General features: G+C 72.6%; 14 protein-coding genes. 6 read left to right on the forward strand and 8 right to left on the reverse strand.

Annotated elements, in window-relative coordinates; genetic code table 11:
- The first annotated feature begins 52 nt into the window (after positions 1-52).
- The 4 genes from EBO35_RS09750 (at position 53) to EBO35_RS09765 (ending at position 4,481) form a co-directional block, all read left to right on the forward strand.
- Positions 53-1,579, forward strand: a complete 1,527-nt coding sequence (locus EBO35_RS09750) for a helix-turn-helix domain-containing protein (RefSeq protein WP_122817540.1) — start codon at positions 53-55, stop codon at positions 1,577-1,579.
- A 151-nt stretch (positions 1,580-1,730) separates the two neighbouring features.
- Positions 1,731-2,552, forward strand: coding sequence for a glycerophosphodiester phosphodiesterase (locus EBO35_RS09755; RefSeq protein ID WP_122817541.1), 822 nt, complete (start codon positions 1,731-1,733; stop codon positions 2,550-2,552).
- Positions 2,539-3,894: an MFS transporter gene (locus EBO35_RS09760; RefSeq protein WP_122817542.1), complete on the forward strand. Its 1,356-nt coding sequence runs from the start codon at positions 2,539-2,541 to the stop codon at positions 3,892-3,894. Before EBO35_RS09755 ends, EBO35_RS09760 begins: the two co-directional genes overlap by 14 nt.
- Before the next feature lie 200 nt (positions 3,895-4,094).
- Complete coding sequence (locus tag EBO35_RS09765) at positions 4,095-4,481, forward strand: RNA polymerase-binding protein RbpA (RefSeq protein ID WP_122817543.1); 387 nt, start codon at positions 4,095-4,097, stop codon at positions 4,479-4,481.
- 12 nt (positions 4,482-4,493) lie between these two features.
- On the opposite strand, the gene EBO35_RS09770 is transcribed toward EBO35_RS09765, so the two are convergent.
- The 7 genes from EBO35_RS09770 to kdd all read right to left on the reverse strand — a co-directional run bounded on the left by EBO35_RS09770 (position 4,494) and on the right by kdd (position 11,496).
- Complete coding sequence (locus EBO35_RS09770; RefSeq protein WP_122817544.1) at positions 4,494-4,961, reverse strand: FxsA family protein; 468 nt, start codon at positions 4,959-4,961, stop codon at positions 4,494-4,496.
- On the reverse strand, positions 4,958-5,737 hold the full coding sequence (locus EBO35_RS09775; protein WP_396954321.1) for a polyprenol monophosphomannose synthase: 780 nt from the start codon (positions 5,735-5,737) through the stop codon (positions 4,958-4,960). The genes EBO35_RS09770 and EBO35_RS09775 overlap by 4 nt, the downstream gene beginning before the upstream one ends.
- An 11-nt stretch (positions 5,738-5,748) precedes the next feature.
- On the reverse strand, positions 5,749-7,296 hold the full coding sequence (gene lnt / locus EBO35_RS09780; RefSeq protein WP_241153631.1) for an apolipoprotein N-acyltransferase: 1,548 nt from the start codon (positions 7,294-7,296) through the stop codon (positions 5,749-5,751).
- A gap of 411 nt (positions 7,297-7,707) precedes the next feature.
- Positions 7,708-8,109: a 3-aminobutyryl-CoA ammonia lyase gene (gene kal / locus EBO35_RS09785; protein ID WP_241153632.1), complete on the reverse strand. Its 402-nt coding sequence runs from the start codon at positions 8,107-8,109 to the stop codon at positions 7,708-7,710.
- Positions 8,106-8,852, reverse strand: a complete 747-nt coding sequence (gene kamE / locus EBO35_RS09790) for a lysine 5,6-aminomutase subunit beta (RefSeq protein WP_122817546.1) — start codon at positions 8,850-8,852, stop codon at positions 8,106-8,108. Before kamE ends, kal begins: the two co-directional genes overlap by 4 nt.
- A complete protein-coding gene (gene kamD / locus EBO35_RS09795; protein ID WP_122817547.1) occupies positions 8,849-10,411 on the reverse strand; it encodes a lysine 5,6-aminomutase subunit alpha in 1,563 nt (520 codons plus the stop codon). The genes kamE and kamD overlap by 4 nt, the downstream gene beginning before the upstream one ends.
- Positions 10,408-11,496, reverse strand: coding sequence for an L-erythro-3,5-diaminohexanoate dehydrogenase (kdd, locus tag EBO35_RS09800; protein ID WP_122817548.1), 1,089 nt, complete (start codon positions 11,494-11,496; stop codon positions 10,408-10,410). The genes kamD and kdd overlap by 4 nt, the downstream gene beginning before the upstream one ends.
- A 164-nt stretch (positions 11,497-11,660) precedes the next feature.
- On the opposite strand from kdd, the gene EBO35_RS09805 reads away from it, so the two are divergent.
- Positions 11,661-13,055 (forward strand): KamA family radical SAM protein, encoded by a 1,395-nt coding sequence (locus tag EBO35_RS09805; protein ID WP_122817549.1) that lies wholly within the window; start codon positions 11,661-11,663, stop codon positions 13,053-13,055.
- A gap of 93 nt (positions 13,056-13,148) precedes the next feature.
- Here EBO35_RS09805 and EBO35_RS09810 read toward each other — a convergent pair whose 3' ends face one another.
- Positions 13,149-13,592: an Lrp/AsnC family transcriptional regulator gene (locus tag EBO35_RS09810; protein ID WP_122817550.1), complete on the reverse strand. Its 444-nt coding sequence runs from the start codon at positions 13,590-13,592 to the stop codon at positions 13,149-13,151.
- 83 nt (positions 13,593-13,675) lie between these two features.
- On the opposite strand from EBO35_RS09810, the gene EBO35_RS09815 reads away from it, so the two are divergent.
- Complete coding sequence (locus EBO35_RS09815) at positions 13,676-14,581, forward strand: 5'-3' exonuclease (RefSeq protein ID WP_122819584.1); 906 nt, start codon at positions 13,676-13,678, stop codon at positions 14,579-14,581.
- Positions 14,582-14,592: the final 11 nt, after the last annotated feature.

The following is a 14,592-nucleotide window of genomic DNA, read 5'->3' on the forward strand; positions in this document are numbered from 1 at the left end:
GGGCCGGAGTCGCCGGTGTTGCTCTATCTCATATGTGAGTTACCGTGGTCGCATGAGTGCTGACTACAAGGGCCGGATCGGCAACCTGATCCGTGACGCGCGCAAGCACCGGGGCCTGACCCAGACCCAGCTGGCCGAGCTGCTGGCCACCAGCCAGAGCGCGATCAACCGGATCGAGAAGGGCCACCAGAACCTCTCCCTGGAGATGCTGGCCCGGATCGGTGCCGCGCTGGACTCCGAGATCGTGGCCGTCGGCGCCGGCCCGACCCACCTCCGGGTGACCGGCCCGACGACGCTGTCGGGCAGCATCGACGTGAAGACCTCGAAGAACGCCGGCGTCGCGCTGCTGTGCGCCTCGCTGCTCAACCAGGGCCGCACGGTCCTGCGCAAGGTCGCGCGGATCGAGGAGGTCAACCGACTCCTGGAGGTCCTCGGCAGCCTCGGGGTGACCACCCGGTGGCTCAACGACGAGAACGACCTGGAGATCGTGCCGCCGCGGAAGCTGGAGCTCGGCGCGATCGACGAGACCGCGGCCCGGCGTACCCGCTCGGTGATCATGTTCCTCGGTCCGCTGCTGCACCGTGCCGACGCGTTCGAGCTGCCGTACGCCGGCGGCTGCAACCTCGGCACCCGCACCGTCGAGCCGCACATGGCCGCGCTGCGGCCCTTCGGCCTGGAGGTCAAGGCCACCGACGGCATGTACCACGCCCAGGTCAACCGGGCCATCGAGCCGGGCCGCCCGATCGTGCTGACCGAGCGTGGCGACACCGTGACCGAGAACGCGCTGATGGCCGCCGCCCTGCACCCCGGCACCACCGTGATCCGCAACGCCTCGTCGAACTACATGGTCCAGGACCTGTGCTTCTACCTGCAGCTGCTCGGCGTGGGCATCGAGGGCATCGGCTCCACGACGCTGACCGTGACCGGCTGCGAGACGATCGACGTCGACGTCGACTACTCCCCCAGCGAGGACCCGATCGAGGCGATGTCGCTGCTGGCCGCCGCGATCGTGACGAAGTCCGAGATCACCATCCGCCGGGTGCCGATCGAGTTCCTCGAGATCGAGCTGGCGCTGCTGGAGGAGATGGGCTTCCGCTACCTGCTCTCCGAGGAGTACGTCGCCGCCAACGGGCACACCCGGCTCGTGGACCTGACCACCCAGCCCTCGGAGCTGCACGCCCCGCTGGACAAGATCCACCCGATGCCGTTCCCGGGCCTCAACATCGACAACCTGCCGTTCTTCGCGGTGATCGCCGCGGTCGCGGAGGGCCAGACCCTGCTGCACGACTGGGTCTATGAGAACCGGGCGATCTACCTGACCGACCTCAACAAGCTCGGTGGCCAGGTCAAGCTGCTCGACCCGCACCGGGTGATGATCGAGGGCCCGACGTCGTTCACCGGCACCGAGCTGGTCTGCCCTCCGGCCCTGCGGCCGGCCGTGGTCATCCTGCTCGCCATGCTGGCCTCCAAGGGCACCTCGGTGCTGCGCGGCACCTACGTGATCCACCGCGGCTACGAGGACCTCGCCGAGCGGCTCAACCTGCTCGGCGCCCAGATCGAGCCGTTCCGCGACATCTGACCCTGTGTCGTTTGGTGACAAACGGCAGACGAACAGCCCTCCGGCCTGTCGTCTGTCACCAAACGACAGGCCCGACGGCCGCGAGGCACCCGCGACAGACGCGCCGGGCCGGTGCGGGCGTGGAGGCGGCCTCGGGTGGATACTTCCTCGCGTGAACGCCCCGCGGACCGGACATCCCTACCTCGACACGGTGGCGGACGGTCCGCAGGTGCTGGCGTTCGCCCACCGCGGCGGCGCCTACCACCCGGACATCGAGGGCCTGGAGAACACGGTGGCGGCGTTCGAGCACGCCGTGGCGCTGGGCTACGACTACCTCGAGACCGACGTGCACGTGACCCGCGACGGCGTGCTGCTGGCCTTCCACGACGCGGCGCTGGACCGCGTCACCGACCAACGCGGTGAGCTGGCCGCCCTCAGCTACGCGGAGGTGAAGCGCGCGGTGGTCGGCGGCCGGGAGTCGGTGCCGACCCTGGAGCGGCTCTTCGAGACGTTCCCGCACGCGCGGTTCAACATCGACATCAAGTCCGACGGCGCGGTCCCGGTCCTGGCCTCGTTCATCGAGGCGCGCGAGGCGTGGGACCGGGTGCTGGTGGGGTCGTTCTCCCCCCGCCGGCTCTCGCGCTTCCGCCGGCTCGTCGGCGGTCGGGTGCCGACGTCGGCGCACCCGCTGGAGGTGGTCGCGTTCCGGCTGCTGCCGAGCGGCCGGCTGGCGGACCTGCTCACCCGCCACCGGGTCGCGGCGCTCCAGGTGCCCCACCGCCGCGGCCCGCTCGTGGTGGTCACCCCCGGGTTCGTACGCCGCGCGCACGCCGCCGGCAAGCACGTCCACGTGTGGACGGTGGACGACCCGGACCAGATGCACGAGCTGCTCGACCTCGGGGTCGACGGGATCTTCACCGACCGGACCGACCTGCTCCGGGCCGTGCTCACCGAGCGCGGCCAGTGGAGGGAGAGCAACCATGACCATCGCTGAGCCCGTGCCGGGCAACCGGACCGACCGCTTCGGCTGGCCGGTCTACGCCTGGGGACTGTGGGACTGGGGCTCGGCCGCCTTCAACGCGGTGATCACGACGTTCGTCTTCACCGTCTACATCACCTCCGACGACTTCGGGCCGGGCGCGTCCTCGAAGCTCGGCTGGGCGCTTGCCGGCGCCGGCGTCCTGGTGGCGCTGTTCGCGCCGATCTCCGGGCAGCGGGCGGACCGCTCCGGGCGCCGGACCTTCTGGCTGGCCTGCAACACCCTCCTGGTGGTCGCCGCCACGCTCGGGATGTTCTTCGTCCGCCCGGCCCCGGAGTACCTGTGGCTCGGGCTGCTCCTGCTCGCCGCCGGCAACGTGTTCTTCGAGTTCGCCAGCGTCAACTACAACGCGATGCTGCCGGAGATCTCGACGCCCCGGAACGTCGGCCGGGTCTCTGGGTTCGGCTGGGGCCTGGGCTACCTCGGCGGCATCGTGCTGCTGCTGATCGTCTACTTCGGCCTGATCAGCCCCGAGCAGGGTCTCTTCGGGGTGACCGGCGAGGACGGTCTCGACGTCCGGGTCACGATGCTGATCTGTGCGGTGTGGACCCTGGTGTTCTCGCTGCCGCTGTTCCTCACGCTGCGCGACGAGCGGCGCGACCGCCGCGAGCGCGGCCCGCGCACCGGGGTGCTGGAGTCCTACCGGCTGCTGTTCGGCACCATCGCCCACCTGTGGCGCACCGACCGCAACACCGTTTACTTCCTCGGCGCCTCGGCGGTCTTCCGCGACGGGCTCGCGGGCGTGTTCACCTTCGGCGCGGTCATCGCGGCCAAGGTGTTCGGGTTCTCCGACAGCGGCGTGATCGTCTTCGGCATCGCCGCGAACGTCGTCGCCGGGATCGCCACCATCGCCTTCGGCCGCCTGGACGACCTGATCGGGCCGAAGCGGGTGATCGTGATGGCGCTGAGCTGCATGGTCCTCGCGGGCCTGGCGGTCTTCGTCCTGCACGACGCGGGGACGCTGACGTTCTGGATCTTCGGCCTGGCCCTGTGCGTCTTCGTCGGGCCGGCCCAGTCGGCCTCGCGGACCTTCCTGGCCCGGCTGATCCCGGAGGGCGAGGAGGGGCAGGTCTTCGGCCTCTACGCCACCACCGGCCGGGCGGTCAGCTTCCTGGCGCCTGCGGCGTTCTCGGTCTCGATCTGGCTCGGCGGCGTGCTGACCGGCGCCACCGGCGACGACGCCGAGCACTGGGGCATCCTCGGGATCGTGCTGATCCTGCTGGTCGGGCTGGTGCTGCTCCTGCCGGTCCGCTCCCGCACCCGCAGCGACTCCGCGCTGGTCACCTCCGCCCCCTGAGCACGGGCGGCCCGGCAGCACCGGGGCGTGTGCCGCAGCCGGCACTGGTTACCGGCGGGTGTCCGGTTCCACACCTTCCGGGCACGATTGTCGGAATCTCGGGCCGATCGCTACCGTTGAACACTTCGAGAGGCGCCACCTGCGCCCCTTGTCCACTCCCCCGCGATCTCGTAGCGGGGACAAGAACCTGGAGGTGCCTCATGGCGGAGCGCACATTGCGCGGAGCCCGACTCGGAGGCCAGAGCTTCGAGGACGAGCGCGGCATCGAGTTCGCGGCTCGTCAGCAGGTGGGCTACCGGTGCCCGCAGAACCACGAGTTCGAGATCACGATGTCGGTCGAGGCCGATGTGCCCGCCGTCTGGGAGTGCCCGCGCTGCGGCGCCGAGGCGCTGAGCACCGCCGGCATCCAGCCCGAGGAGAAGGCCGAGAAGCCGGCCCGCACCCACTGGGACATGCTGCTGGAGCGGCGCTCGGAGAAGGAGCTCGAGGACATCCTCAAGGAGCGCCTGGAGCTGTTGCGCGGCGGCGAGATCGGCCCGGCCCACCTGCACCGGGTCAACGCCAAGAAGCGCAAGGCCAGCGCCTGACGCTCGGCGAGCTCAGTCGTCGTCCACGACCTCGCCCCGGACCACGGATCCCGCCGATCCAGGTCCGGGGCGTTCGTGCGTCACGACCACCAGCCGGGCGGCGACGGTCCGCGCCAGCAGACGCCGGAAGACCGGGCGGGTGATCGGCAGCAGCAGGAGCACCGCGAAGGCGTCGGTGACGAACCCGGGACTGAGCAGCATGGTGCCGCCGATCAGGACGAGGGCACCGTCGGCGAGCTCACGGGCCGGCATCCGGCCCTCGGCGAGCGCCGTGCGCAGCGCCGCCCAGGCGCGGCCGCCCTCGCGGCGGATCAGCCAGGTGCCGAGGAAGCCGGCCAGCAGGAGCAGGCCGATCGTCCACCAGGCGCCGATGACCTGGCCGACCTGCACCAGCACATAGACCTCGGCCAGCGGCAGCACCACGAACAGCACGAAGAGCACCAGCCGGGTGCTGATCCGGCGCGGTCGCACGGGGCTCATCGGGACCCACCCCGTCCGCCATTCCGCCCGCCGGGCAGCGCGCGGCGTACCTGCTGGGCGCGCTCGCGCAGCCCCCAGGCGGTGATCCGGCGCAGCGACTCGGCGGCCACCGAGCCGCTCATCTTGGAGTCGCCGCGGACCCGCTCGATGAACTCGATCGGCACCTCGCGCACGGTCAGGCCGGCCCGCAGGGTGCGGGCGACCAGGTCGGTCTGGAACACGTAGCCGGTCGAGCGCACCGTGGCCAGGTCGATCTTCTCCAGCGCGGTCCGGCGGAAGACCCGGAAGCCGGCGGTGGCGTCGCGCACCGGGACGCCGAGCAGCAGACGCACGTAGAGGTTGCCGCCGCGGGAGAGCGCCTCGCGCCGCCACGGCCAGTTCACGACCGATCCGCCCGGGACGTAGCGCGATCCGATCACGAGGTCCGCCCCGTCCAGGGCGTCGAGCAGCCGGTGCAGCTCCTCGGGCTGGTGGGATCCGTCGGCGTCCATCTCGCCGATCACGTCGTACCCGGCGGCCAGGGCGTGGGTGAAGCCGTGCACGTACGCCGCGCCCAGGCCGGCCTTGCCCTCTCGGTGCAGGACGTGGACGTGGTCGTCCTCGGCGGCGAGCCGGTCCGCGATCGCGCCGGTGCCGTCCGGGGAGGCGTCGTCGACGACGAGGACGTGCACGTCCGGCTCGGCGGCGCGGAGCCGGCCGATGATCCAGGCGAGGTTGTCGGCCTCGTCGTACGTGGGCACGACCATCAGCACGCGGCCGAGGTCCGAACGGGTCACGGTGGGACTCCTCAGTCGCTGTCGGCGGTGACGGTGGGTCGGGGGTCGCCGGCAGCGGTGGGCGTGGGCTCCCGACGCCGACGATACGCGATCGCACCGAGCAGCAGCCCGGCCAGCGTCGCCGCGATGGACAGTCGCCCGATCCAGACCGCCACCCGGACCCCCGGCGTCTGGCCGGCGATGAGCGGGACCTCCTCGAGCAGCACCTCCTGGGTGCGCGGGGCGGCCTCGGCCACGACGGACCCGTCGGGGGCGATCACGCCGGCGACGCCGTTGGTGGCCGCGACCAGCGTCCACTTCCCGGTCTCCAGGGCGCGGACCCGGCTGATCGCGAACTGCTGGTCGATCTGGTCGGTCTCGATGAACGTGGCGTTGCTGGTCTGCACCACCAGCAGCTCGGCGCCCTCGGCGACCTGCGCGTGGATGCCGTCGTCGTAGGCGACGTCGAAGCAGATCGTGTCCGCCACCGGGACGCCGGCGACGTTCAGCGGCTCGGTGCGGGTGCCGCTGAGCATGTCGCGGGGCACCTCGGCGAGCCGGCCGAACTGCCGGGTGAACAGGTCCCGGAAGGGGATGTACTCCCCGAACGGCACCGGGTGCCACTTGGTGTAGCGCTCCCCCGCCCCGGTGTCGGGGTCCCACACGATGCCCTGGTTGAGCACGTTGTCGGGTCCGGCGTCGACGATCGCGCCCACCACGACCGGGACGTCGATGGCCGCCACCGCGCGCAGGATGCCGGCGTTGACGACCGGGTCGCGGAACGGGTCGGTGGCGGTGGAGTTCTCCGGCCAGAGCACGAAGTCGGGCCGCGGGGCCCGGCCGGCCGCCACGTCCGCGGCGAGGTCGACCGTGGCGTCGACGTGGTTCTCGGTCACCCCGTCGGGGTCGAAGAGGATGTTGTTGCCCGGTCCCGGCACGTTGCCCTGGACCACCGCGACGGTGGCGCTGCCCTCGGCATCCGGTTCGTACGGCGCCACGTTGGCCACGGCGCCCAGCACGACCAGGCCGGCCAGGGCCACGCCCCAGCGGCGCAGGTCCGGCAGCCGACGCTCGCGGGCCGCCACGACGAGCGCGGCGAGCAGCATGCCGGCAGCCGCGAGCAGCAGGCTCACGCCCACCGCTCCGACGTACGGCAGCGCGGCCGCGACGGGCGTGTCGACGACGCCGAAGGCGAGCCGACCCCACGGCATCCCGCTGAAGGGCCAGCCGCTGCGCACCACCTCCATCGCGACCCAGGCCGCAGCCAGCCACAGCGGCCACCAGCGGCGTCGGTGCAGCACGGCGGCCACCGAGCCGAGCACGGCGTAGAACAGCGCCTCCACGCCGGCCAGCGCGATCCACGCGTCGGTGCCGACGGCACGCATCCACCAGATGTGGGTGTAGTAGAACGCGACCCCGAACACCAGCCCGGGCACCCAGCCGCTGCGGGCGCGCAGGCCGCGGGTGCTCAGCGCGAAGCCGGCCACCGCGACCGGGATCAGCACCGGCAGCGCGACCGGCTCGAACGCCAGGGCGAGAGCCACTCCGGCGACGAGGGCCAGCAGGGACCGGTTCAGCACGAGGTCCACGCTACCGGCGGGCCTGCAGAGGGCCGGGAGGACCCCGGAACCCTTCGGTCCAGCCCGCGGCCGACTGGCTGCCGGTCGAGGCGCTGTTGTCTAGGGGGTCCGGGTTCCTCCCGTGCCCGCTCCCGTGGAGCGGACCGACCTCCGCGAACCGTGTCGGACAGGTGTTTGGCACCCCACCCTCCGACACGGCCACTCGGACGTCGGTCCACCGGCCACGATCTGCACGAGCGGACGGTTCAGGTTCGTCCGCACCGGTGCACCCTGTCAACACGGCCCTGACCTGGGAGGACGCGTGTAACCGCAGGTCAGGGCCACCCCGCGGGGCGAGGAGAATTTCCGGGGATTCCAGACCACTTCGGCGTGTTGGCGCAACACGCTGCAGGAGCGGCACCCGGTCGGCTATCACGACGCGGGGACGACGACAGTCCCGGTGGCCGTCGTCGCCACCAGCGGCTCGGCCAGGACCTCGGCGGCGCCCGGCCGCTCGGCGGTCGGGGCGCCGCGGGCGACCACCAGGACGCGCAGGTCCAGCACCCGCGAGCGGCGGCCGACCCGGACCAGCTCGCAGCTCACCTCGACCACGTCCCCGGCCCGCACCGGTGCCCGGAACTGGACCTCGGAGTAGGAGGCGAACAGGCCCTCGTCACCGTCGGTGCGGATGCACATCTCCGTGGCGGCGTCGCCGAAGAGGGCGAGGCTGTAGGCGCCGTCGACGAGGTTCCCGGCGTAGTGGGCGTGGGAGTACGGCACGTAGCGGCGGTGCACGACCCGGGTGCCGACCTCGGGTGCCGGCCGGGCGCTCACGCCGCCACCCCGCCGGCGAGCCGGTGGACGAGGAACGAGGCGACCTCGCCGGGCGTCGTGCCCCGGCCGAAGACTCGGTCCACCCCCAGGTCTGCGGCCATCAGCTCGTCGAACCGGGGGCCGCCCACGACCAGCAGCGGCCGCTCCTCCTCGGCGTACGCCTCCCGGAACGCCGCGGCGAGCTCGCGGGTGTTGTGCAGGTGGGCGTCGCGCTGGGTGACCACCTGGGAGACCAGGACGGCGTCGGCGCCCTCGGCGCGGGCCCGCTCCACGAGGGTGGGCACCGAGACCTGGGCGCCGAGGTTGAGCACCTTCAGCTCCCGGTAGTACTCCAGGCCCTTCTCCCCCGCGAAGCCCTTGATGTTGAGGATCGCGTCGATGCCGACCGTGTGGGCGTCGGTGCCGATGCAGGCCCCCACGACGCACAGGCGGCGCCGCAGCGCCCGCCTGACGGCGGCGTTGGCCTCGGCGGGGGTCAGCAGCGGGTAGTCGCGCTCGACGACCTCGACGGTGCTGGTGTCGACCAGGTGCTGCACCCGGCCGTAGACCACGAAGAACGTGAACCCCGGGCCCATCGGCCGCGCGTGCACGACCAGGGCGGGGTCCAGGCCCATCTTGGCGGCCAGCTGCGCCGCGGCGCCCTCGGCGACCTTCGTGTGCGCGAGCGGCAGCGTGAAGCTCAGCTGCACCATCCCGTCGCCGGTGGTGTCGCCGTACGGGCGGACCAGGGTGGGCTCGCTCATCGTTCCTCCTGCAGCAGCTCGGCAGCCGGGTTGTAGTACGCCTCCGCCTTGCGGGCCACGCCGTCCAGGCCGCGGCCGCCGTCGGCGGGGCGCCGCATCAGGCCGAAGGTGCCGTCGGCGATCGCGTCCAGCAGCCCGTGCTCGTGGGCGAGGATGCGCTCCAGCAGGTCGATGGACTCCCCGAGGACCTGGCGGGCGCGGCTGCCGATGAAGCCGTCCGGGGCCGGGTGGAAGTCCTCGTGCAGCCCGCCGGCGGCGTCGAGGACGTAGCGGACGTTCTGGAGGGCGAGGTCGCGGTCGGAGAGCCACGGGGTGACGACGGCCTCGGTCATCATCCCGACCAGGAGGATCCCCTGCCCGGTCAGCGCGCCGGCCAGGTTGAAGAACCCGTCGAGCAGCTGGCCCCGGAACACGTCGCCGGTCATGTGCCGGGTCGGCGGCATCCACTTCAGCGGGGCGCCCGGGAAGAGCTCGCGCGCCAGCAGCGCGTGGGCGAGCTCCAGCCGGAACGACTCCGGCACCGCCGGGTCGATCTCGAAGGCGTGCCCCAGGCCGAGCTGCCAGGTCTCGAGGCCGGCCTCGCGGGCGAAGTACTCATTGAGCAGCTGGCTGGTGGTGACGGTGTGGGCGGCCTCCACGGCGTCGGCGGTGGTCAGGTAGTTGTCCTCGCCGGTGTTGATGATGATGCCGGCCCGGGCGTGCACCTGCCGGCTGAAGCGTTGGTCGACGAAGGTCCGCACCGGGTTGATGTCGCGGAAGAGGATCCCGTACATCGAGTCGTTGAGCATCATGTCGAGCCGTTCCAGGCCGGCGAGCACGGCGATCTCCGGCATGCACAGGCCGCTGGCGTAGTTGGTGAGCCGGACGTAGCGGCCCAGCTCCCGGCTGGACTCGTCGAGCGCCGCCCGCATCAGCCGGAAGTTCTCCTGGGTCGCGTAGGTGCCGGCGAAGCCCTCCCGGGTGGCGCCCTCGGGCACGTAGTCGAGCAGGCTCTGGCCGGTGGAGCGGATCACCGCGATCACGTCCGCGCCCTCGCGGGCGGCCTGCTGGGCCTGCGGGATGTCCTCGTAGACGTCGCCGGTGGCGACGATCAGGTAGATCCAGGGCCGCCGCGGCGGGTCGCCGTGGCGGGCCACCTGCCGCTCCCGGTCGGCCCGGCGCTGGTCCACGAGGGTCAGTCCCCGTCCGACCTGGGTGCGGCTCGCGGACCGGGCCGCGGCGGCGGCGCTGCCCTCGGGCACCCGGAACGCCACCGATCCGGCGGAGGCCTTCTGGGCCAGCGTGAGCAGGTCCTCGGCCTCCCCCCGCACCAGCGCGTCCCAGACCGGCAGGGCCAGGCCGTGCTCGAGCCCGGTGTCGGCGCGCACCACGTCGGCGAGCCGGTTGACCCAGGGCGTCCCGTCGGGATCGGCGCCCCGGAGCCCGGCCAGCCGGAGCGTGGCGCGCTCGACCGAGACCGTGGTGTGCTCGCGGGCGAGCCGGACGATCGGCTCGCCGGCCCGCGCGGCCAGCGCCCGGGCGCTGGCGACGGTGTGCTCGTCGAGCTGGAGCTTGCTCACCCGCCCACCCCGCCCACACCGCTCGCGACCTCGCGGCCGAGCCGCTGGTCGAAGAGGCGACGCACCCCGGGGTGGTCGCGCAGCAGCTGGACGGCGTACGCCGCGTGCCCGGGGAGGTAGCCGTTGCCGACCAGCATCGTGACGTCGGCGGCCAGCCCCTCGGCGCCGAGCGCGGCGGCCGAGAACGACGTGGCCATCGAGAAGAACACGACCGTGCCGCCGTCGGCGGTGGCCAGCACGGCGCCGCCCTCGCACCCCGGGACGTCGACGCAGACGATCGTGACCTGCGCCGGTCCCCCGGCGGCCAGGACGGCGTCGCGCAGCGCCACCGGGTCGCGGGCGTCGGCGACGACCACGACGTCCGCGAGCCCGGCGTCGCGCAGCGCGGCTGCCTCGACCTCGGTCGGGACCACGCCGATGGTGCGGCCGGCCCCGGCGTCGCGGGCGGCGGCCAGGCTGAGCGAGCCCGACTTGCCGGCTCCGCCGACGACGACGACGCAACCGCCCGGATGGGCGCGCGCCACCCGGGCGGTCAGCGCCGGTGCGCCGCAGACGTCCATCACCGCGAGCGCGAGGTCGGTGGGCAGGTCGTCGGGCAGCCGGGCGGCGATCGAGCGACCGAACAGCACGGCGTACCCGGTGCACGGGACCTGCTCATCCTGGCCGTCCCACGCGGACAGGCCGTCCTCGACGACCAGCGGGGTGAGGGTGAGCGAGACCAGGGTGGCGACCCGGTCGCCGACCGCGAGCCCGTGGGGCGAGGCGGGACCGACCTCCTCGACGGTGCCGACCAGCATCCCGCCCGAGCCGGTGACGGGGTTCTGCATCTTGCCGCGCTCCGCGATGATCGCCAGCACCTCGGCGCGGACCGCGGCGCCGTCGACCACGCCGTTGCGGGTGTGCCGGGCGGCGAGCTGGCGGTACGACGCCGCGTCGAGGTTGAGCCGCTCCACCCGCACCCGGACCTCGTCGGGCCACAGCGTCTCGCGGGTGTCGAGGCGGCGGGCGGCCTGCGGCAGCACCAGCGGCCGGTCCAGGACGCGGTGCAGCCCGGCGGGGTCCCCGGTCCGGTCGGTTGGGGTCACGAGCCGTCCACCTCTTCCGCATCAGCGTCGGTGACAGGAAAACGTCCGGCATACGGGTGGACCGGCCGGACGATCTGCTTCTATCGTGGCAGATGTCGCGCAGGTCACACAACCGACCCGCTGGCGCCGACCGCTGTCCCCGACGTCGTCCGAGCGGAGCCCTCATGACCGTGCCCACCAGTCACGCGCCCCCCGTCCGGGACGCCGACCAGCCCTACGCCTACCGGCGCACCGAGCTGGTGGAGCCGGACTGGACCCGCGTCCCGGGCTGGCGCGGGGTCACCGCCACGGAGTGGGAGTCGGCGCAGTGGCAGCGGGCGCACTGCGTGAAGAACGCCGCTCAGCTGCGGACGGTCCTCGGAGACCTGGTGGACGAGTCGTTCTTCGACGACCTGGAGCGCGACCAGGCCCAGCGGGCCACGATGTCGATGCTGCTTCCCCCGCAGATGCTCAACACGATGGTGGCCGACGTCCCGCCCGGAGGACCGGGGTCGTGGACGGAGGCCTTCTACGCCGACCCGGTGCGGCGCTACATGGTGCCGGTGCTCAGCGACCGTCGTACCGACTGGCCCTCGCACCCACACGCCTCCCGCGACTCCCTGCACGAGCAGGACATGTGGGTCGCCGAGGGGCTCACCCACCGCTACCCCACCAAGGTGCTCGCCGAGCTGCTGCCCACCTGTCCGCAGTACTGCGGGCACTGCACCCGGATGGACCTGGTCGGCAACTCCACGCCCAGCGTCGACAAGCTCCGGTTCGTCGGCAAGCCCGTGGACCGGCACGCGGAGATGCTGGACTACCTGCGGCGTACGCCGTCGGTGCGCGACGTCGTGGTCTCCGGCGGCGACGTGGCCAACATGCCGTGGGCCCGGCTGGAGGAGTTCCTGACCCGGCTGCTGGAGATCGAGAACATCCGCGACGTGCGGCTGGCCACCAAGGCCCTGATCGGGCTGCCCCAGCACTGGCTCCAGCCCGAGGTCGTCGAGGGCATGACCCGCGTCGCCGCCCTCGCCAACGCGCGCGGCGTCGCGCTGGCCATGCACACCCACGCCAACCACGCCAGCTCGGTGACGCCGCTGGTCGCGCGGGCGGCCGGCGCGATGCTCGACGCCGGGCTGCGCGACGTCCGCAACCAGGGGGTGCTGCTGGCCGGGGTCAACGCGACCAGCCACGACCTGCTGGACCTGAGCTTCCGGCTGCTCGACGGCGCCCGGGTGATGCCCTACTACTTCTACCTGTGCGACATGATCCCCAACGCCGAGCACTGGCGGGTCCCGGTCGCCGAGGCGCAGCGGCTCCAGCACCAGCTGATGGGCTACCTGCCGGGCTTCGCCACCCCGCGGATCGTGTGCGACGTGCCGTTCGTCGGCAAGCGCTGGGTCCACCAGCTCGCCGACTACGACACCGAGCGCGGCATCTCGTACTGGACCAAGAACTACCGGACCTCGCTGGAGGCCGACGACCCCGAGGCGCTCACCCGGCGCTACGAGTACTACGACCCGATCCACACCCTCCCCGACGCCGGTCGGGCGTGGTGGGGGCGGTACGGGGGTCGTTGAGGGCTGGTCAGGTCTGCCGATTGTGCACATTCGGCGACAGAACGGCCGTTTCGCCTGTCGTTTGTCATCAATCGGCAGCGCTCCGACCGGCGGTCAGCCGCCGGTGACGGGCCGGCTCTCGTAGTACGTCGAGAGCACGATGGTGGTCCGGGTCGAGACGTTCGCGGCGGCCCGGATCCGGGCCAGCAGGTTCTCGAGGTCGTGCGGGGTAGCGGTGCGCACCTTGAGGAGGTAGGACTCCTCGCCCGCGACCGACCAGCAGGACTCGATCTCGGGCACGTCGCGCAGCCGCTCGGGGCAGTCGTCGGGCTGGGAGGGATCGATCGGACGGATCGAGATGAACGCGGTCAGCGGCAGCCCGATCTGGTCGTGGTTGACGGTGGCGCCGTACCCCAGCAGCAGCCCGCGCTGCTCGAGCCGCTTGACCCGCTGGTGCACCGCCGAGGTGGACAGGCCGGTGGCCCGGCCGAGCTCGGTGAAGGACATCCGTCCGTCGGCCGCCAGCAGCTGGACGATCTTGCGGTCGGTGGCTTCCACGTCGGACCCTGTCACGACCTCAGCCTGTCACAGCGACGTGGCAGGATCGCGGCGTGACCACGCCGCAGACGCCCGACCGCTTGATGCTCCTGGACACCGCCTCGATGTACTTCCGGGCCTTCTTCGGGGTGCCGGAGATCCTCGCCCCCGACGGCAAGACGCCGGTCAACGCGGTGCGCGGGCTGATGGACTTCATCAGCCGCCTGGTCGACGAGTACCGGCCCAGCGACCTGGTGTGCTGCTGGGACAACGACTGGCGCCCGCAGTGGCGCGTCGACCTGCTCCCGACGTACAAGACCCACCGGGTCGTCGAGGAGGTCGCCTCCGCCCCGGACATCGAGCAGGTGCCCGACCCGCTCCAGGTCCAGGTGCCGCTGATCCTCGAGGTGCTGGCGGCCTTCGGCATCCCGGTGGTCGGCGCCGACGGCTACGAGGCCGACGACGTCATCGGCACCCTGGCCACCGGCGCCGGGCAGCCGGTCGACGTGGTCACCGGGGACCGGGACCTCTTCCAGGTCGTCGACGACGCGGCCGACGTCCGGGTCCTCTACATCGCTCGCGGGATCAGCCGCCACGAGCGGGTGACCAACGACTGGGTCCGGGACAAGTACGGCGTCGACGCGCGCCAGTACGCCGACTACGCCACGCTGCGCGGCGACGCCTCCGACGGCCTTCCCGGTGTGAAGGGCGTCGGCGACAAGACCGCCGCGACCCTGCTCGGCCGGTTCGGCGACATGGCCGGCATCATCGCCGCCGCCCAGGACCCGGCCTCCGACATGGGTCCCGGCCCGCGCGGCAAGATCAAGGCAGCGGCCGACTACCTGGCCGTCGCCCCCCAGGTGGTCGCGGTGGCCCGCGACCTCGACCTGCCCCGGACCGGCTACGCGCTGCCCCGGACCCCCGCCGACCCCGACCGGGTGCTCGCCCTCGCCCAGCAGTGGAACCTGAGCGGACCGGCCGAGCGGCTGGTCAACGCGCTCGCCGGCTGAGCTCGGCTCCG

Origin of the sequence: Nocardioides pantholopis, assembly GCF_003710085.1 — a bacterium.
GTDB classification, from domain to species: Bacteria; Actinomycetota; Actinomycetes; order Propionibacteriales; family Nocardioidaceae; genus Nocardioides; species Nocardioides pantholopis.

Excerpts from the sequence above, each read along its gene's own strand:
- EBO35_RS09750 (WP_122817540.1), top strand. The coding sequence starts at position 53 with ATGAGTGCTGACTACAAGGGCCGGATCGGCAACCTGATCCGTGACGCG.
- EBO35_RS09760 (WP_122817542.1), top strand. The coding sequence starts at position 2,539 with ATGACCATCGCTGAGCCCGTGCCGGGCAACCGGACCGACCGCTTCGGC.
- EBO35_RS09765 (WP_122817543.1), top strand. The coding sequence starts at position 4,095 with ATGGCGGAGCGCACATTGCGCGGAGCCCGACTCGGAGGCCAGAGCTTC.
- EBO35_RS09770 (WP_122817544.1), bottom strand. The coding sequence starts at position 4,961 with ATGAGCCCCGTGCGACCGCGCCGGATCAGCACCCGGCTGGTGCTCTTC.
- kamE (WP_122817546.1), bottom strand. The coding sequence starts at position 8,852 with ATGAGCGAGCCCACCCTGGTCCGCCCGTACGGCGACACCACCGGCGAC.
- EBO35_RS09805 (WP_122817549.1), top strand. The coding sequence starts at position 11,661 with ATGACCGTGCCCACCAGTCACGCGCCCCCCGTCCGGGACGCCGACCAG.
- EBO35_RS09815 (WP_122819584.1), top strand. The coding sequence starts at position 13,676 with ATGCTCCTGGACACCGCCTCGATGTACTTCCGGGCCTTCTTCGGGGTG.